This is a genomic window from Paenibacillus sp. FSL W8-0187 (genome assembly GCF_037969755.1).
Lineage (GTDB): Bacteria > Bacillota > Bacilli > Paenibacillales > Paenibacillaceae > Paenibacillus_AQ.
In genome coordinates this window covers 400332-419963 of the sequence record NZ_CP150206.1, presented here as the reverse complement: position 1 = coordinate 419963, position 19632 = coordinate 400332, and the positions used below count along the sequence as shown (strand labels likewise).

Genomic DNA, 19632 nt, shown 5'->3' with positions numbered 1-19632 from the left:
TCACTTCCCTCCTATCCGATAGCTTAGCGCACCGACGGCATAGCCGCCCGGTGAAACCGGTTTGTCGTTGTAATTGACCGTAATTGCCGTGCCGTCCTCATACGTGGTCCGGTAGACTCCTTCAGACAACTTCTCGTGCCGGGAGATTCGCAGGTGCCGGACCGGCTTCAGTGCCTCGTTCACTTCCTTGTAGGCTGCGGCTGCTTCCTCGACCCAGTCCGCATAGCCGGCCGCGTACAGTTCGCGGGCTGCGGGAGACTTCAGCTCGGACGGCATGCTGTACACCCAGCGATAGTAAACGTTTGAACCCGTCTCAATCGCCTTCAAAATATTTTTTCGGGCATACTGGTCGTCCGCCTGGTTGAACGGCAGGCCGGCCAAATCCGCGTAACCGTGAAGAACCATCTGATAAAAAGGGACCGATTCGTCCTCCAGGTTAAATCCGCTCGAAGCCGCAGGCGCATTCACGATCGTCTGCGCATACGGCAGCAAATAAGCGTTGCCGCCGCTCGCCATCAGATCCGGAAAGTCCGCGGACAGCTCAATCAGCTGAGATTCGACGATCGCTGCGCTCTGCTGCCGGTCTGCCGGCTTCTTCTGGTCGAAGTCGGAATAGAGCGTGTCGCCCAAATCCCGCAGCGACAGCCCGCCGATGCCGAGCGGCTTCACTGCCTTGGTGAAGCTGCGGATAACCGCAGGAAGCCGGACAGGAGACAGCGGGTAGTGGGAGAAGGACTCCCCGTCGAGGATGAAGCTCGGCCTGTCGACACGGTACACGCTCGCAGTCTTCTGCGACATGTATTTGATCGCATCGCGTCCAGCGCGGAATCCGTGACCGTCCGTATAGACGTTCAGGAAGGCCGCGTCCGGATAGAACCTGACGCCCTGTCCGTGCAGCTTCTGCGCGAACTCGGTAAATGTCGCCCGTCCGCCAATCTCTTCACCAACCACCACCCGCGACGGGTAACGATGTTGAGTCCCGCCGTTAAACCAACCCATATAACGCAGCTTGACGGCTGCCACCTGTTCCTTGCGCAAGGCGGCAAGCACCTCCAGCGCCTGATCGAGCGTCGTCAGCGGCGTGACCGCATCATACGGCACGCCCAGCATCGATTTGCGCGTTTCCATCCCGCCGACGAGCTCGAGCACGAACGGAGTGTCCGCCGCAGGTTCCAGCCTCCGCAGCCGGTTATGTTCGGCTAGATAGTCGCGATACAAAGCTGCCATCCCGGAGTAGTCTGCCTTGGCATCCGCCAGAAATCCGTAACGAACAACGATGTCCCCTCCGTACGGCGTTTTCTGGTGAACCGGATTCGTGCTTGTCGCCGAGTTTCCGGCGATGATCACCTTATCCCTGCTCGCTAGCGTGAATGACGGGGCGATATAGTTATAGCCGTTCAGCCTGCCGGCGATGTCAGCCTTGATGGATGCAATCGCGTCACCCTGCTCAATGATGCCAAGCCAAGCCGCGTCACCCGCCTTCATCCCAAATACAGGCAGTCGGACCGTCTCATGCTCCGCCAGCTTCTCATCCCTGGCGATCGCGCCGTCCTCTCCGTACACCGGAGCGAGGTATGGTGGTTCGACGGTCCGCCCGTTGTTCAGCCGTATCAGCGCTCCTGACCCATCGGGGACGAGCATGTAACCGGACTGCAATGAATCGGCCGCCCCGAAAAACTCCAGCAGCGTTATGGTATGCAGCGGCATTGTCCCCGTTTTCTCAATCGCTCCTGCATCAATGCGCACGACAAACAGCTCCCCGTCGAGCCTGTATTCGACCGGAATCGAAAATCGCGGCCGTCCGGAGCCCGCTTCCGGCTCCAGACCATTCTCTTCATCGTCGTAAGCCAGATCCTCCTCCCCGTATCCGACCTGATCTAAAATGTCGAGCACGGCAGACACCGCCAAACTGGGCAACTCCCGCCGCGTATACACATCGCGGTCTGCTTCATATTTGAACCGCTTTTTCATCTCGCTTACGGCCCGTTCGTCCGACAATCGGCTGATAATCCGCTCCTCGAAACGACTCCCGGTCATCACTCGCGGTATAGACTCAATCCCGCGGACGACCTGACCGACCGTATACGTCACCTTCACCCCGTTCTCGATCGGCTCCGTTTCGAACTGTCCAAGCGCGACACTGTCCGCATAGCTGTCGTACTCTTGCTCCTGGCCCGTATCCAGCAAGTAGGACAGGGAAAACAGGGATGACAGCCGATCTTTATGCACTCCTGACGCGATTGGGTCCGATTCGCGGCTGGTGGGGTTGGAGTGCCACAATCGGCCGCTTTCCTTGTGCCTGACGGCAAACGACGTCGTCTGCCGGTCCATGAACAGCGTCAGCCGGCCGTTTTCGGCCGCCTTCTCCATCCCATCCGGAACGGCGCCCTGATCCTGAATCCAGGGGAGCGCGGGCGCCGAAGCGGCTGCCGCCGTTCGGCTCGCCTCGAGCCGGGTTTCCGCTTCAGCAAGTACGGCAGCCGGGTCGTCCGGCGCGGACAGCGAAGACAAGACAACGGCGGCCACAAGCGCAAGCGCCGAAACCCCGACCGTGATGATAACGAACCGTCGCCAAAGCATGCTCATTCGCATCAAGCGCATCTCCCCTCATATCCGTAATGATAATTCCTGGTAGACCGTCAAAATAAAGACAACCAGTTGCTGAATCAAGCTAAACACCAATAGGGCCAAAAAAACGATGATGGCAATAACTACGACCGTCAAAACCATCGTCACGACAGTCTTTAGCGGCGTGTACTGATGCACCGTCAGCGTGGCCACGAACAGCAGACCGGCAAACCACAGTACGCCGATCGTTCCAAATAACGAGTAGAAGCTCAACTCCTGCAAGGTAATCATCCAGCCGAAAGCCAGCTGCAGCGTGCTGGCCAGCAGCAACGGCAGCATGGCATAACCGCTCGCGATAACGATCTCCTTGAACGTCCCTTCTCCGTCCATAAGCGTCGTCAGCGACCAGTTGGCCACGCACCAGACCAGAAACGGTATAACGATGAAGGCGAATTCCTTCACACTGTTGATCCGTTCCCAATGCCCGCCCGAGACGAGATAGCCGGAGTAGAAGGCGCGCAGGACAAAGATGAAGCCGACTAGCGCGACGATAGTCAACGCGACCCAGAGCCTACCCTTCCCTTCATATTTCAATTCCCAGAACTGCTTGAACGGTCTGACGGTCGTAAGCAGCGCGGTGCGGACTGGCCCATACTCGTCATCCGATGATCGCTTTGGCGCGAAACGCTTGACGAGGACAAAGACCGCGATGGTAGCGGCGAGGCAAGCAAACAGCCAGGCAAAGTTGTTCCACAGGAACGCTTTGCGGTAGCCGGCGAACGCCTTGGAAAAATACGGGCGCGAATCGCCGAACTTGAAACTCGCCATCGCCGCTTCGTAGTTCCCCTCCTCCAGTTGGGCCTTCCCTATGCCGATATGGGCAAGCTCAAGATTGCCGTTAAGCTTGCTCGCTTCGCGCCACAGCCTTGCCGCTTGCTCTTCCTTGCCATTGTAGTAAGCCGATGCCGCATCAAGCATAAGCGAGCCGTAGCGTGTCGGCTTGAACAACGTAAGCCTGTTCAGTGCGCGGTCGAGCACGAGAATGTCCCGTCCGAACCAGGCAACATCCGCCGGCCCGCGGAAATTGCCGACCTTATCGCCGATTTGGCCGAACTGGAACAGCAGATTCCCGTCATAATCGTAGGCGAATGTGCGGCCTCGCTTGGAGTCCAGTACCAGGTAGATCTGGTCGGCGTCAACATCGATGGAGATCAGCGTAGAGCTGCCACCGAAGCTGCCGGAACGCGTCGAGCGCAAATCTCCCATAACCGGGATCATGCCATCCTGCCTTAGAACGTTGATACCTGATGGATTGAGTCGCTTCACCATATCAATCGTGGTTCGGTTCTCCGTTGCCGTCGCATAGACGAATTGTTCGGCGTCGATAGCCAGATTGTTGAATTCGATCGGGACGTACAGCGCCATTTGCCGGCGCTGCGCATCGGTCGCGAGCTGCTTCCAGAACAGGTCTGCCGCGTTGAAGCGGACCGGATTTTTGCCAAAAAAGCCGCTGAAAGCCCCATTCGCATCAAATTCTACGATGCCGTCGAACACCCCCTGACTGACCGCGAACAGCCGCCCCGCAGAGTCGAGTGCCAGCTTTGTTGGCAAAAATTTAAAATCCGCGCGAAGCGTCTCGGACTCAGGCGGCCCTACGATACGCACGAGCTTCCCTTCCCCGTCCAGCTCGACGATCCGCCCATTCTGCGTGTCTGCCACGTGAATATGATGCTCCTTGTCGACGAAGACGCCTTGCGGCTTATTGAACGCATCGGCCTTGCCTTCGCGCTGGAAGGAACCGATAATCCGGACGAGCCGCCAATTTTCGTCCACCACGACAACGCGGTCGTTGCCCGTATCCGCGATATAGACGCGCCTGTCCGGCCCGACAAACAGATCCTCCGGATTATTGAAGGCCTCCGCATTCACAGTCGAGCCATAGATGACCTTATCCGGCATATACGGCAGCGGAGCCGGAACGGCCTCTCCGTCAGAGGAGTAATGATAGCCGTAATAGGGAGCCGCATCGGCTAGCGGGGGCGATGCCAGAGCAAGGACAAGCATAACGAGAAGCGGCAGCCATATCCGATTCATTCCTTTTGTCCCCCCCCTCTCAATCTTTCATACCGGATGTCGACATCGTTTGGATAACGTTGCTCTGCGAGATAATGAAGATCGCAATCGGCACTGAGATCATGAGCAGCGTTGCAGCCATCGAGGGTCCCGTGCGCACGATGCCGCCCGCCAATATTTGCCCGAGCGCATGATCGAGTGTCTTGAGCTGTTCGCTGTAGATGTAGATTTTGCCGGTGCCGCCCGCGCCCCACAACCCTTGGAAGGAGAAAATGATGAGCGTCATCCAGGCCGGTTTGACGATCGGCATCACAACCCGCCATAAGATCCGATACTCGCTGCAGCCGTCGATGCGGGCTGCCTCAAGCAGCGCGTCCGGTACCATTTGCTCCATAAACTGCTTCATCAGGAACAGTCCGAGCGAAGAGCCGAGCGCCGGGATGATGACCGCCCAATAGCTGTCCAGCAGGCCGAGCCACGACATCGTCATGTAGTTGGGAATGGCTGTCACATGCCCGGAAAACATGAGGGAAAGGACAACGATGGTAAAAAGCGCGCCTCGCCCCCGGAAGCGGCGTTTGGCCAGCGGGTAAGCGGCCAAAGACGCCAGTATGACATGGCCCGCCGTGCCGACGACCGCGATAAAGACAGTGTTGAATATATAGCGCGTATATGGCACCCAGAATGAGGACAGCAAATAATATAATTCCGTAAAGTTTCGCAGCGTCGGGTACCGGACGAAAAACCTCGGCGGGAACCGGAAGATCTCGTCGAGTGGCTTAAACGCGTTGCTGACGACAAACAGCAGCGGCAGCACCATAAAGGCGCCGACGCCAGCAAGCGCCAGAAACAGCAGAAGGTCGACGGCAAGCGAACGGTTCCATCTTCGATTACGTCGAATCCGTATCGTCGCCAACTTTATTCACCGACTTTCTTGAGCAGTCTTTGAACAAGCAAATTGGAGCCCAGCATCAAGGCAAACAGCACGGTCGCGATCGCCGATGCATAGCCCATCTCGTACCGGATACCGCCATAATCGTCCAGATGGGTGACGATGGTGTGGCCTGCGTACTGCACGCTCGGAAACCCGGCGATCTGGGTCGAAACCTCGGCAATTGCGAATGAAGCTGTAATTTGGATAACCGCGCCGAACATAAGCTGCGGACGCATTGACGGGAGTGTGATATACCACAGCTCTTGCCAACGGTTACGGATGCCGTCGATCGCGCCGGCTTCGAACAGCGTTTTGTCCATCCCCTGCAGTCCTGCGATGAACGCCAGAAAACTTGTGCCCAGACTGAGCCAAAGCTGCACGATGATCAGAATCGGCAGGATGTAGTTGATGTCGGACAGCCACAATATGGGCTCCATAATGATACGGTTGCGCAGCAGGAAGGCGTTGATGAAGCCGTAGGAATCATTCGCAAACAGCAGCTTCCAGACGATAAAGGCGTTGCCCGACAAGGACGGGGCGTAGAACACAAGCGTGACGAAGGCGCGGATCTTCGGCGACACTTCGTTGATCAGCCAGGCCAGGACAAAACAGGCCAGATAGCTGATCGGGCCGGTAATCGTCGCGAGCAGGATCGTATTCTTCACCGCAATGAGGAACACTTCGTCGTTAATAAACAAACGGGCATAGTTGTTAAGCCCGACCCAGTTCGGGAACGCCAGCATATTGAAATCCGTCAGGCTGAGCAGCATAGACATGAGAACAGGCAGGACCGTAAATGTGAAGAAGATGGCGAAGAACGGCGCCAGCATCATATAATCCTGCCGGCTCGCCTTCAACTCGAGCAGCAGCCTACGGAATCGAGTCGGACGCTCCGTCCGAAACGGCGCCGCGCCTGCCTTCGTCTGTTTAGACAGTACGCTTATGATGCATCCTCCTCTCTAATCCGTTGGCAAATGAAATTCGCGACGTTTGACCGTAATTTCCTGGTTGATCGTCCGCGCGTAATCCTTCAGCGTCTCGCGCGGATTGGCCCCTTTGTTCAGCACCTCGAAAAACGCATTGTTCAGATGACGCTTCGTGAAGTAGCCACCGGGCACGTCCGGAATACCGCGTACCCACTCCAGTTGCTCCATCAGCCGCTCAAAATCGTCAGCTGGCCAAGGCAGCTCCCGCAGCGCCTCCAGATTGGCCGTCGGATACCGCGCTGCAGCGCCCATGAGCGCCTCCAGCTCCCGGCCGAACGTCAGCTGGGCTTCCTTGCCGCTCCACCAGTCGATGAACGCCCAGGCGTTCTCCTTATTCTTCGCACGCTTGAACATGACCGAGCCGAGCGTGACGGACGCGCTTTCGCGATGGATTGCGTCTTCGCTTTCCGGTGTTCCCGGGACAGGAGCGAAAGCCCATAAGCCGCGGATTTCCGGAGCGAAGACGACCAGTGAATTGTAGATTGTGTAGTCCGCGATGCCCACCGGCATCTCGCCGATGCGGAACCGGTTGATGAAATCGAATTGCTGCGGTGCCTTGTAGTTGACATATAGATCCGTCCACCGCTTGAAAGCCAACAATGCTTCCTCTGCATCCAATCCCGACGCCTTACCTCCGTCCTTGTAATACGAGCCGCCGTTCTGGTACAACAGAATGTCCATCGTCACATCCGGCGTCAATCCGATCGACAGCTGTCGCTTGTTCAGCACCGGGATAAGCGCATACATTTCCTCCCATGTCTGCGGCACCTCTGCGCCGATCTCTTCCAGCACGTCTTTTCGGTAGAACAGCATCGGAAACGTCTGCTGCTCCGGGATAGCGTACACCCCGCCCTCGTACTCGAACGGGACGAACGCGCTGGCTGCAAACCGCTGCTTCACATGCTGGAACGAGTCAAAGACCGACAGGTCCTGCAAAGCGCCACGCATGGCGAAATCGATGACATTGCTAGACGCGAGCGCCACATCAGGCCCGGAGCCGGCCAGCGTCGCTGGAAGCAGCACCGCCGGGTCGACTAGCCGCAAATTGACGGGAATGCCGGTCTGCGGGGTGAATGAGGTGTCGATCATCGATTTGATCAGTTGGGCCTGATCCCGCCCCCCTGTAACCCAGACGTCTACCGCCTCCGCCTCCTCGTCGGTCGCGCCGACTGCATCGTAATCGGTGAAAAACGACTGAAGGAACTGCCGGACGCCGTGTTCCGCATTAGCCAGCCACGATACGTCCGCTTGCGGAAGCCGGGCTTCTTCTGAAGCGACGATCAAATAATCGATTTCCAAAGGCAGTTCCTTCGCTGTCAACATCCACGTCCCCAAAGCGACGATATTGGATTTGAACGCATCCAGACGCTTGGCGATCGATTCCGGGTCGTCCGCCAGATCTAGCAGCTGAAAGGCGACCGTATTCAGCACCGCCATCCGCTCACCCTTGCCTCCGTACAGCTGCTCCATGCTTCCGATCACGCCTTGAAGACGTCGGCCCTCCACCTCGAATGTCTCGCGCAGCTCGGGAATCCGCTTCTGCAGCTCATAATCGCGGAACGGGTCAGGGGACCCGCCAGTAATCATAATAATTTTACGGTACAGTTGGTTCAGTTCCAGTACGGCTTGCTCAACGCTGCGGATATGCTGCGTCATTTCGCCCAATGTCACTTCGAGCGATAGCCTGTGCTTTCCTTTCGTCAAATAGAACAGATAAGGCTCTTCAGGATTGCCCAGCTGCATCATCTGCCACCCACCGCTCGGCTTGAAGCCGATACGGTTTGCTTCTGCGAAGGGAACCTGGCCGTCGATCTTGAGCCGCCGTGAAACTTCGAGGGACTGGACAAAATGCTGCCTATACTTCACGGCGATCTTGTACAGTCCATCCTGTGGCGCTTCGAACGTCCACGTAATGGATTGTCCCGGGATGCGCCAATTGTTGCCGCCAATCGTATTCAGCCGGATTTCCTTTGGATGAAACGGTTCAGTGGCGGGGCTGGACCGGTCGGCAAGCGGATACAAGGTCGAGCTCGATTTGACAGCAGCGTCTTCACCTTGCACGGAGATCAAGGTACCTTCCGCCGGTTTGCCGTATCTGAGCCGCTCGTACGATGCCCGCAGGTCGGCGTAAGCGGGTATTTCCTTGGCCGGGCGCAGTACCAAATAATCAACCAGCATCGGCTCCCGTACGGAGCGGAGTGTAATCCTGTGCTTTCCCTTGGCAAAATAAAACCGGTAAGGTTCCTCATAATAGCCGTCCGCATCGGAGAGCGCCACCTCCTCCCATGCCGGGATTTCCACCTGGGACGGCCTCATATCGTTTCCGTTCGCATCCTGCCGGATGCGCTCCTCCTTGTTGCCCCAAGCACGTGGAAACAGCAACCGCTCCGCTTCGGTAAACGGAAGCTGACCGTCGATGAGCAGCGCCCTCTCAATCGCCTCGCTTCGGCCTTCCATTGGGTAATAGCGCACGTAGAGATGATAGAGGCCGCCCTCTTCGATGTCGACGTCCCAGCTGATCTCGCCGCTCTCGCCGGACAGAGCGGCGCTTCCTTCCGCCCCCTCGCGCTCCATGGCAACGACAGCGCCGGAACCACTGATCGGCTGCCGCTCTGCTTCAATCCGTATCTCGTCTGAGGGAGGACGCTCGTCTGCATAGTCCTGAAGATAGCGGGCGTACGAGCCCTCCTTCCCCTCGAAGGCTTCCTCTGGAGAGACAGTCTTAACTGCCGCGTCCGTTGCCGCTAGCGGCGCGGAGCTTCCATCAGGCAACAGCAGCAGTGTGGCCCAGCCAAGCACTCCGCATAGGACGGTTAACAAGCTTCGTTTCCAGATGGCTCGAACTCTCATCCGCCACTCCCCTCTTTGCTCGCGAACTTGTGCGGCATCCGGGAGACTTCCCGAAGCCCGGGCACCGCGGAGTATCGCTATGATTACTGCGCTGCATCGAGCAGCCCTTCCAGCACCGGACGTACGCTCTTCATGCCCGTTTCCGGCGTTTCCTTGCCTGCACCGATATTATCCCAGACCTTGCGGATTTCCTGACCAAAGTTAGGGATTCCCTCCCAATCCTTCGGCTTCATAATTTTTCCCATCTCCATGTAGTTGTCGAGGCTTTTCTGATCGGCAAACAGCGATTCCGTCCAAGCGTCCAACTCCCCCTCCTTCGGCATGTAGCCGAGCAGGTACTCGGCGTAGATGCGGACAGCATCCGGATTCGCACCCTTCGGCACGAACCAGAGCGTCGGCTGCATCGCGTTGTGGTAAGCGGTCGCTTTCGGCCCTTTCGGAATGAAGATGAAGCCGTAATCATTCCCCAGGTTCGTCTGAATACCGCCTCCCTCCCAACCTTCTCCATACCGCATCGCGACGATGCCTTCGTTGAAGGCGTTGATGTAATCTTCCCAATTGTCAGTCTGGTTCGGCTTGACGACTTTGTGCACATTACTCAAATCGCTATAAAACCGCAGCGCTTCCATCGCATTTTCGTCGTCCCCGGTGAACGCCAGCTTACCGTCGACCACCTTTGTCACGTCTCCGTCATTCGACGCGATAAATGCCGGTACGAAGTTTACTGAGGTAAGCGCCAGCCCGTACTGGTCAATTTTCCCGTCACCGTTTGTATCCTTGGTCGACTTCTTCGCTATATCCAGAAACGTATCCCAATTCCACTCCCCTTTCTCATGCAGCTCTTGTGGATCTGGTAAACCCTCCTTCTTCAATATCGCCTTGTTGTAATAAATGCCGCCCCCGCCGCCTACAGCCGTCGAGAAGCCGTACACTTTGCCATCGAAGCTGCCGGTCATCCGCATTTCAGCAGGCCACTTTTCGTTGTTAATATCCAGAATGCCATCAATCGGCTGCAGGAAATCCTTCTGCACCATCGCAGGGAATGCCCGATACCGCTCCAGCAGGAAGACATCCGCGATCGGCTCGCCGGCTACGATGGACGCTGTAATCTTATCCTGGATATCACCCCAGGGAATCTGCTCGAATTGAAACTTTGTATTGTACTTCTTTTCCAATTCCTGCTCGAGGGCGATTCGCTGCTCACCTGCTTCTGTGCCCTTCTCGCCTCCGGCATAGCCCCACGATATGACGCGCACCGGTTTTCCCTGCATGTCAATCGTTTGCTCCTCCTCAGGCGCCTGCTGCTCTTCCCCGCTCTTTGGCTGCTCATCCTCCTGCTCTGTCACGGCCATCTGAGGTTCCGGCTTCGGCTCGTCGGCGGAATTCCCTCCGCCCCTTGTGCACCCCGTCAAGAGAACAACGAAAACAAGCACAACAACGAAAAGCCATTGCTTCCTGCTTTTAATACTCATTTCTTTAATACCTCCTTTTTGCTTATTCTTTCGCATGTGCCGGGCAGCGCCGGCAGCTCCGCGACAGCTCGACAAACGGCCCACCGAACGTTCTCCGTTGCTCTTAAAGACATTCCTCCTTTTCTTGTGAGGATTGCAGGATTCGAACGGAGCCATCGTAGCATTCACCGCTGCAGCACGCCTAGTTCTCATTGGCCGGATTCGGTACTCGCGCGGCCGAATCAAACGGGTTCCACCGGTTGTTTTTGGCCCGGCGAGTTCTCAATCGCCCGCTGGACCAGCTTCATTAGGAATTTGATCGAATGGGTCGTAATCATTTTCATGTAGGAATCACATTTTTTGTGCAGGAGTTGGAACAGACAGAGAAGTGAATCTATATGAGAAGAGAGGGTTGCAGAGCTGGAAGTAACGTGTTGGAGGAACGTGGAGAACGAAAGATAACTAAGAAGGTACAAACAGTATAGGTGGATACATAACTAGTTAAAGGAAACAGCGAACATAGAAAAACAGCACCCTCCGCTTTAAAAGCGAGGGGTGCTGTTTTGATAAGAGTTTTTACGTTCGCTCAACGCCACCACCATTTGCGTCATTCCAATGATGGCATCGAACTTTGTATCAAATCTTGTACATTTATTAGCGCGGCTAGTCACAAATTCAACTTAACCCAGCTTCTGCCCACAATTCGGACAGAAGTTCGCCCCTTCATTCTTTGCGCCGCAGTTCGGGCAGAAATTGGGCTTCTTGCTTCCTTCAGAAGGGGATGCAGCCGCCGGGGCGGATGGCTCCTTCGCAGCTGGAGACTGCTGGCTTTGATTCTGATTGTTTTGGTTCTGGTTCTGGTTCTGATTCTGATTCTGGTTCTGATTCTGATTCTGGTTCTGATTCATATTTTTCATCATTTCATTAGCCATGTTCATCCCCATCATCATGCCGGCCATATCCGAAGCCGCACCGCCGCCTTGCACCTTGCCGGATGCAATCCCATCCGTCATGCTGACCTGCTGGTATTTTTGCAGATTGCCGATCATTTCATGGGAAGCCGTCTTGGTGATCATATCCTGAATTTCCTTCGGATAATTGAAGCTCATCACCTGGAAGCCGGTTATCGTTATTCCGTTGTCCATCACTTCCATGTCCAGGTCTTCTCGAATCCCTCTCGCGATTTCGGAGGCGTTCGCCTGCAGATTAAACATGTCCTTGCCTTCGCGACTGATCCATTTCATCAACAATTGATCGAGCACCGAAGTGATCCGGATCTTGACGTCGTCCACAAGATAGCTCTCTTTCATCCCGGCGATTCTGTCGATCAGCGTCACATAATCATTCACTTTAAAATTGAACGTGCCGTTGGCACGAATCGGCATACCGCCCGGAAGCTGTGGCGTCGGAATGAGGACCGGATTCTGCGTCCCCCATCTGACGGTGAATTCCTTCGTGTTCACGAACAGTACTTCCACGCGCATGCCACTGTTAAAGCCAAATTTAAATCCCTTTAAAGTAGAAAGGAACGGAATGATATCCGAGTCGATGTTATATACGCCTTCATCCTCAAAAATCCCCTCGATCTTGCCGTTATTGACAAAAATCGCGTCCTGACCGGAGCGGATGACCAGCTTACTTCCTTTTTTAATCTCCCGGTTGCTCCATTTCCAGAAAATCATATCGTCCCTAAACTCTTCCCATTCCACGACATTAGAGAATTGGTTCTTGAAAAATCCCATCGATGTTATCCATCCCTTCCATTAAAATTTCCCGCTGCTGCTGCTATGCGAATGGCCGCCACTGCTGACGCCGCCACCGCCTCCGCCGCCCGAGCCGCTGCTCGTGTTGCGCTCGATCTTCTGCTTCGTTATAGTTGTTCTAACATAACGGTCCTGCTGGTTCAGTATCCCCGATGTGCTGGTATCCTCATAGGTGCGAGAATTGACCGTCACCCGTCCGCCGGAACGGTAAGCCATGACACCAACGGCGATAGCGCCGATGGCAGCGGCAGATCCCAGTTGAAACCAAAGATTAAACAGAATATTATCCGGGTTCATGTCGGGCTCAAAGCCCATATACCGATGAGCGGTTTTGATATATTTTTCAAAAGCCTGCTTATAATTGCCTCTGGACAAGTCCGGAGTAATTTTGCTGCGTATTTTGGTCAGCCTACCTGCGTCCAGATACTTCTCAGCCTTATAATAACCTTCCAAATGCACATTACGAGAACCGTCACGCGCACTCATTACTATGGTCAAAATAACGGTATTGCCGTGCGGCTTATCATACCCGGGGGCATACTCATCGTAAAAGTTTTCCGTCCATGTCTCATAATCGTCATTCTCGACACGGTCAACCGTAAGGATCATAAAGTCTGTCTCGCGTTCGGCGCCATACTCATTCGCCATCACATTCAGCTCTTCTCGTTCTTCTGGACTGAGGAGATTGGCTTCATCAAAGATCAATGGCTTATCATCTGCAGCTTTGACCATCAAGGCCGGAACCATCAAATAGGCAACCAGGAAGAACAAAACAGCACCTAATACATATCGTCTTCTCACAGGAAACCTCCTCCCATCGCCCAGGAGATCAGCTTCAATGACAGTAACGAGACGCCCGAAATGCCTGCAAACCACGCAGCCACTTTCGCTTTGCTGATCGGCGGCTTGCCGACGACCTTACCCGTCTGGCCGTTCATCGCAAAGGTATGCTCCGATTTGTTGTAATCATAGTGCACCATCCATACCGGAAGGAGGACATAATCCGCCTGTTTTAAGGTGGTATCGATCTGCTTGTTGGTATAATTTACGGTTGTGTATCCTGACACGGCTGACGAAATATACGAATCAATGTAGGAGCTGATCTTATCTTTGGCACGCGGAAGAAGCTGCTGCTCATTATGGCTGTATTTTTCGGCAATGTACCCGGCGAGATAAGGCGTCTTGAATTCCTTCAGCTGCTGATAGGGAAAAGGCTCCAGCTTATCCATCAACTCATCGTTCATTTTCTCCGAAGCATCGATCGGCACCTTCATATAGTTCAAGCGAATCTTCCGGTAGATGTCAAAATGCTGGGTCTCCGTGTACTGGTAATCTCCTTGCGTGTAGGTTCTCACCTTGGTGGCGTGGCCATGAACTTCAACCCGATTATGTAACTCATATAGCCAAAAGGGTACATATATCCCGGTAATTTCCTTGATCCGGTTCGCTGTCATAAATCCGCTTGGTGTCAGGAGGCCATTTCTGCACCATTTCTTGAAAGCCTTCATCGCTTCTTCCTTGGTAATCGAAAAAGGGATGACCATAACCGGAGCCAGATCGCCGCTCAGTCGGTCGCTGAGTACAACGGCGGATCCGCAGAAGCTGCAGGTCGTGGCGCTGGTCTCCGGCTCCGTCACGATGACGGCCCCGCAGCTGTTGCAGTGATACTCCTTCACTTCGTTTTCGACGAAAACCTGCTTTTTCAGCGGGTCGGGAATTTCCTCGATATTATCTTTTCTTCCGCAGCTCAGGCAAGACAACATTCCTGTATCGCCGTCAAAAACCATGCTGCTGCCGCAGTTCGGGCACTTGTATTCGATAACCGGCATTTCCTCACCTCGATAACAATGAAATGATTATTCCTTCTCTTTCAGCTTTTCTTTGATTGCTTCCAGTTCATCCTGGGCAGGGAGAGTCTCCATTGGAGCAGCTCCGTCCTTCCCCATATTCTTCTCCAATTCAGCGATCAGATCGTCCAGATCGTCTTCCTTCGCTCCGGCGCGAAGCTCAGCCAGGGCCAGCGCTTCATCCAAGGCACGGTTTGCCTTCTCTTCCATCGTGTTGAATGCCGCATTCGCACCGCCCGAGGATGAATGGCTGGCGTTTAAATCCTGCTGGGCTTTGGCAGCCGCCATCTTCCCTTTCAACTCGGCATAGCGAGCCTCCAGTTGGCTCATGTCCGACACCAGCTTATCCTGCATTTGTTTCATCCTAATGGCGTTTGCGGATGCCGATTCGTATGCTGCCTGCAGTTCGTTCAGCTTCTGGGCCTGGGTTGCTTTTCTCTCCAGAAACTTCAGGGCATTATCCTCATTTCCCGCTTCTACGGCCTTCTCTGCATATCGCTGCAGCTTCTTGATCTCGGCACAACACTCATCAAGGGCCCGCTTCGCTCTTCGCTCATCCGAAAGCACGGAAGCCGTCTCCGCTTTCACCTGACCCAAGTCCGTATTCAAGCTACGCATATACGTGTCAACTGTTTTCTCCGGATCTTCCGTCCGATCCAACAGTGCGTTCACATTCACCTTCATAACATCCTTAAACCTCGATAAGATTCCCACCATGAGTTTCCCCCTCGAAAAGTTTACATTTAACCTATAATACCCTACATACCGCTAAAAGGTTTCAAATGCCGAAATTTGATGGAATATATGTAAAAATATAACTAATGATACGCAAAAAAATCCCCCCGACCATATAGATCGGAGGGTACGTTTATTAGATATCATCCCGAATCTGGATGCGTTTCTTACCAGAGTCCGGCTGTTTCGGTATTTCAAGCTTGAGAACTCCATCCTTCAGGGAAGCGGCAATTTGGTCCTCCGCTATATTCTGAACGTAGAATCTGCGCACATACTCGCCATAACGACGTTCCTTCCGGACGATTTGCTGCTTCGTATCCTCCACGCTGTTATCTTCCTTGCGAACGGCTTTGATCGTTAAGTAAGGGTCAGCGTAGCTGATTTCGATGTCGTCTTTTTGAAAGCCTGGAAGCTCCGCCTCAACCAGATAAGCGCGCTCCGTCTCTTTAACGTCTGTTTTGAAAGACATCATCGAACCTTTGAATGGTGCAAACACCTCATCTTGAAAAGTATCGTTAAAGACATCATGAAATGACTTCACCAACTGTCCGAAGGCATCCTCTCTACGCTTTCCAAATGGCATCAAATCAAACATCATCGATTTCCCCTTTCTTATTTGACCTTGTTTGACCTTACGCCTTTATTATATGCCTTGCACGCATAAATGCCAAAACCGATGACAAAGAAAACAGGACTAAATTAGCGCATTTTCAGCCGATTTTTCGAATAAATTGGTTTCGATCTTTTAATTTGACCTTTTTTGACCTTTTGACTGTTTCGTTTCCATGCTTCCCAATAAAGTTATGTTCACGCGAAATTTAGCACGATAAAAAAGACACCCGAATGGGTGCCCGTTTCAGTTATATATTGGGGTGAGCAGACCTACCGTTTTTCACAATATGATCGATTTCACTCTTCAACAAAAGGTATCGATGCACGCTTCTCATGATCGGAACTTTGGTCAGCTTATTCTGATCGACATATCTTTTCATTTGATCTTTGGACAGACCTAACAATTGACCTGCCTCAGAAACGGTTAATACTTCTTCATTACTGGTTGCATTAAACGTTTTTTTCACCTTTAAATTCCAATCTTCGAACACCTGCATGAGATCTCAACCTTTCTTTAACGCAACGACTAAAACAAAATGGTCAAGGAGCCGTGAGAGCAGCCCCTTACGATTTGGTGTCCTTGCGCTGATTCTTACGGTAAAGCTTGATTTGCTGATCCGACGAAACAAGGATCGGCAAGACTTTATTGCTGCTGACCATGGACGACGCGCACTGTGAACAAACGGGAACTTCCTTGAACGAGAAGCTATCTCGAATCCAACCGTTACACCCTTCCTTCGTACAAGACCAGATCGCAGTCATCTCTTCCGGCAGATTTTCCAGTGGTTTATTCCAAGAATAAGACAATGAACTTCCCCCTTAGCTACATTTTTAACGCCTTCATGCTGTTTTGAGCTCTATTATAAAAAAAACCCCAAACGGTACGTTTGGGGATCTTTTCAAAAATCTACAGTTTTACAACGTTCTCAGCTTGTTGTCCGCGGTTGCCTTGGACTACGTTAAATTCAACACGTTGTCCTTCATCAAGCGACTTGAAGCCGTCACCTGTGATTGCACTAAAGTGTACGAATACGTCTTCGCCACCTTCAACCTCGATGAAACCAAAGCCTTTTTCTGCGTTAAACCATTTCACTGTTCCTGTTTGCATAGAAACACCTCCTAAATTTATATGATTTTCTCATTTTTGGTTAAAAACAAAAAATTCACATATTGCACAAGGTTCCTGATCAAAATAATAACCCTCTGCAATATGTGAATCTCAGGTCAAAATCCCAATAAACTTATTATACCCCAACCGTTCCAAAATAGCAAACGTCTTATTTCTTATGTACAATTCATAAAAAGACAAGGGTAAGCTGAATGTAAACAAATGGCCGCTAAAGGGGATGTTGAAGGAGGTCGGGTGTAAGTATAATCTGCTAGCTCAAGAAATGCTTCCGCAAAAAAACGGCCATTTCCCGGTAAAATACCGGGAAATGGCCGTAGGGTTGCAGCTTTAAACAACACGTCTTGCACATACAGCAGTGTTATGCGATCCAATCAGAGGTTACATCTGAGCACCTGTCTGATAACTCAGCAGCTGCCGGAAAGTGCCTTTGTGATCTTGGGAAAGCTGCTGATACCCCCCCTGCTGGATAACCCGCCCTTGCTCCATCACGATGACCTGATCGGCATGGCGAATGGTGGACAGTCGGTGGGCGATCACGATGATCGTCATGTTCCCTTTCAGCTGTTCCAACGCTTCCTGTATCCGCTGCTCGTTCTCACTGTCGAGTGCACTTGTCGCTTCGTCCAACACCAGAATCGAAGGCTTTTTCAAGATAGCTCTCGCCAGCACAATCCGCTGACGTTCTCCACCGGACAGGCGGATACCGCGGTCACCAATGACGGTGTCGAGGCCTAGCGGAAGCCCATGTACGAATTCGTCGGAGGCTGAAAACCTCAGCGCTTCCCACAGCTCGTTATCCGAGGCATCGGGAGCAACCAGCTTCAGATTATCCCGGATGCTCTCATTGAAGAGAAAAGGATCCTGCGCCACATATCCAATACTCCCTCGGAGCGACATCAACTGACGTTCGTCCTCCATGGACACGCCATCCACAAGAACTTGCCCGCTCTCCGGTTGGATCAGTCCCATAAGAAGATCGATAAGGGTGCTCTTGCCCGCCCCTGATTTGCCGACGATGGCCGTCATGCGATTAGCAGGAATATGTAAGTTGATATTTCGCAAAGCATAGACGGGGGAAGCGCCATCGTACCGATAGTCCACATGAATACAATCGATTCCATTCTGCAGCTGAAGTCGCTCGCCCCCTGTCATCGAAATCGATCCGGCGATCTCCCTGTCTACCTCGTATTCCGCTTGCAGCTCGCGTATCGCCCGGAAGGCCGGGAAATTCGACACGAGCTGCTCGGTGCTCGATTGAATGCTGATAAATCTAGGCCATAGGCGCGAAAAGATAAGAACGATCATCAGCAGCTGTTCAGCAGGCGTACGCAGCACTTCCAGCGCCAAATACACAAATCCGGCAACCAGCAATACAGACGAGAGCCGATAGATCAGCTGGGACAAGGAATTGATCTTGCCAAATTGGATAAAATTATGCTCCATTTTTCGCGACAGCCTGTCAAACCAGTTCATATGAAATGGCTCCAACCGGTTGCTCTTAATATCCTTGATGCCGTTGAAATGTTCGCTGATGCCCGCAAAATAATATTTCGAAAGCTCTGTCGTCTGCTCGCCGATCCGCTTCGACCGCCGGATGAATCGGCGTCCAAACAGGGCAAGGAGCCCACCGCTCATCAGGACGATGAGGGTCAGCATCGGGGCAAGCCATAGAGCAAGCCCAATCTGAATTAGCGTGAACAAGAAAGACGAAACCATCTGCAAGAACAGAAACGTGCCTTGATTCACGCGCCCGAGTTCATTGGTCATGATATGGTTGAAATCCGACTTTCGGTGGCGCAGGAAGAACTCCCACTTGGCATGCAGCAACCCCTGATACGTTTCCATGCGCAGTTTGCGAATGAATCGCTGCAATATTTTTGCATTCAACAGGTTCTGACTGCGCTGCAGCAGGGCTTGCCCGCCCACAATCACCACATAGAGGGCCAGCACCATCGGCAAATTGAGCTGCAATGACCATGAACCAGCCAGATCCATCAAGGTTGAGACAAGCGGCACCCCGCTCAAATCGGTCTGGAATACACCAATGACACCGAGCAGAGGGACGATCAAATAGATGCCGATGCCGTCCAGAACACTGATGAACAGGATCATACCCATATTGAGGTAGAGCTTAAACCCGGCCATCCCATGCATTTTACGGATAAAATAAAAGAGATCCTTCAATGTAAAAACTCCTTATCGGATAACCGCTTCAAGTTCAAACCTTCGGTCCCCATATCCTTACCGAATATCCCGACAACGGCATACCTTTCATGCCCTTCTCTTCCCGTTACAATATAAGAGCCGAAGCGGAGCCAGGCATGGGCAACCATCATTCCGTTATCGTCCCGACCGCTTCCCAGATAAAGTGTACTCGGAATCCCTCTTCGCTCCAGCATCTTCATCGCGGCAACGGCTTTAACCAGGCATTGGCTTTCCCACCATGTGACACGGCTCATGGTATGGACGGCTCTGGAGATTTGGCGGACAAGCGAAAGCTCCTCCTCCGTATAGCCCACATACGGTGTCTCCTTCATAGGTTCTCCCAGAGACGGAGATACCTTTTGAAAAGGGAACAGCTTGAACACTCTTCCCCAAGCCAGATACAAGTAAGCTTCTGCCAACATAAGCTTCATGCTTACAGGAAAAGACATGAATCGGCGTGCTTTCCGGTACAGGCTCAT

At 53.1% G+C, this 19632-nt stretch carries 16 protein-coding genes; all 16 read right to left on the bottom strand.

Annotated features, from left to right (window positions below):
• Entirely contained in the window at positions 1-2592 is a 2592-nt protein-coding gene (locus tag MKY48_RS01895; protein ID WP_339292147.1) for a DUF5696 domain-containing protein, read from the bottom strand.
• Positions 2593-2607: 15 nt separating this feature from the next.
• Positions 2608-4662 carry a YIP1 family protein gene (locus MKY48_RS01890; RefSeq protein ID WP_339292146.1) on the bottom strand — a complete coding sequence of 685 codons (2055 nt, stop codon included), beginning with the start codon at positions 4660-4662 and terminating at the stop codon, positions 2608-2610.
• 19 nt (positions 4663-4681) lie between these two features.
• Entirely contained in the window at positions 4682-5557 is an 876-nt protein-coding gene (locus MKY48_RS01885; protein ID WP_339269602.1) for a carbohydrate ABC transporter permease, read from the bottom strand.
• Positions 5558-5559: 2 nt separating this feature from the next.
• Positions 5560-6510: a sugar ABC transporter permease gene (locus tag MKY48_RS01880; protein ID WP_339293462.1), complete on the bottom strand. Its 951-nt coding sequence runs from the start codon at positions 6508-6510 to the stop codon at positions 5560-5562.
• A 24-nt stretch (positions 6511-6534) separates the two neighbouring features.
• On the bottom strand, positions 6535-9411 hold the full coding sequence (locus MKY48_RS01875; RefSeq protein ID WP_339292145.1) for an extracellular solute-binding protein: 2877 nt from the start codon (positions 9409-9411) through the stop codon (positions 6535-6537).
• Positions 9412-9494: 83 nt separating this feature from the next.
• Positions 9495-10883, bottom strand: coding sequence for an extracellular solute-binding protein (locus MKY48_RS01870; RefSeq protein ID WP_339269599.1), 1389 nt, complete (start codon positions 10881-10883; stop codon positions 9495-9497).
• 659 nt (positions 10884-11542) lie between these two features.
• Positions 11543-12604, bottom strand: coding sequence for an SPFH domain-containing protein (locus MKY48_RS01865; RefSeq protein ID WP_339292144.1), 1062 nt, complete (start codon positions 12602-12604; stop codon positions 11543-11545).
• A gap of 21 nt (positions 12605-12625) precedes the next feature.
• On the bottom strand, positions 12626-13426 hold the full coding sequence (locus MKY48_RS01860) for a TPM domain-containing protein (RefSeq protein WP_339292143.1): 801 nt from the start codon (positions 13424-13426) through the stop codon (positions 12626-12628).
• Positions 13423-14454 carry a TFIIB-type zinc ribbon-containing protein gene (locus MKY48_RS01855; protein ID WP_339292142.1) on the bottom strand — a complete coding sequence of 344 codons (1032 nt, stop codon included), beginning with the start codon at positions 14452-14454 and terminating at the stop codon, positions 13423-13425. Before MKY48_RS01855 ends, MKY48_RS01860 begins: the two co-directional genes overlap by 4 nt.
• A 27-nt stretch (positions 14455-14481) precedes the next feature.
• Positions 14482-15186, bottom strand: a complete 705-nt coding sequence (locus tag MKY48_RS01850; protein WP_339293461.1) for a PspA/IM30 family protein — start codon at positions 15184-15186, stop codon at positions 14482-14484.
• Positions 15187-15343: 157 nt separating this feature from the next.
• Positions 15344-15802 (bottom strand): Hsp20/alpha crystallin family protein, encoded by a 459-nt coding sequence (locus MKY48_RS01845; protein WP_339292141.1) that lies wholly within the window; start codon positions 15800-15802, stop codon positions 15344-15346.
• A 265-nt stretch (positions 15803-16067) separates the two neighbouring features.
• A complete protein-coding gene (locus MKY48_RS01840; RefSeq protein WP_339269591.1) occupies positions 16068-16316 on the bottom strand; it encodes a helix-turn-helix domain-containing protein in 249 nt (82 codons plus the stop codon).
• A gap of 67 nt (positions 16317-16383) precedes the next feature.
• Positions 16384-16626, bottom strand: coding sequence for a cold-shock protein (locus MKY48_RS01835; RefSeq protein ID WP_076322548.1), 243 nt, complete (start codon positions 16624-16626; stop codon positions 16384-16386).
• Positions 16627-16726: 100 nt separating this feature from the next.
• The gene (locus tag MKY48_RS01830) at positions 16727-16927 is read right to left on the bottom strand and encodes a cold-shock protein (protein WP_006207692.1); all 201 of its coding nucleotides are present in this window, start codon (positions 16925-16927) and stop codon (positions 16727-16729) included.
• A gap of 399 nt (positions 16928-17326) precedes the next feature.
• Complete coding sequence (locus tag MKY48_RS01825; RefSeq protein WP_339292140.1) at positions 17327-19132, bottom strand: ABC transporter ATP-binding protein; 1806 nt, start codon at positions 19130-19132, stop codon at positions 17327-17329.
• On the bottom strand, positions 19129-19632 hold the full coding sequence (locus MKY48_RS01820) for a lasso peptide biosynthesis B2 protein (protein ID WP_339292139.1): 504 nt from the start codon (positions 19630-19632) through the stop codon (positions 19129-19131). Before MKY48_RS01820 ends, MKY48_RS01825 begins: the two co-directional genes overlap by 4 nt.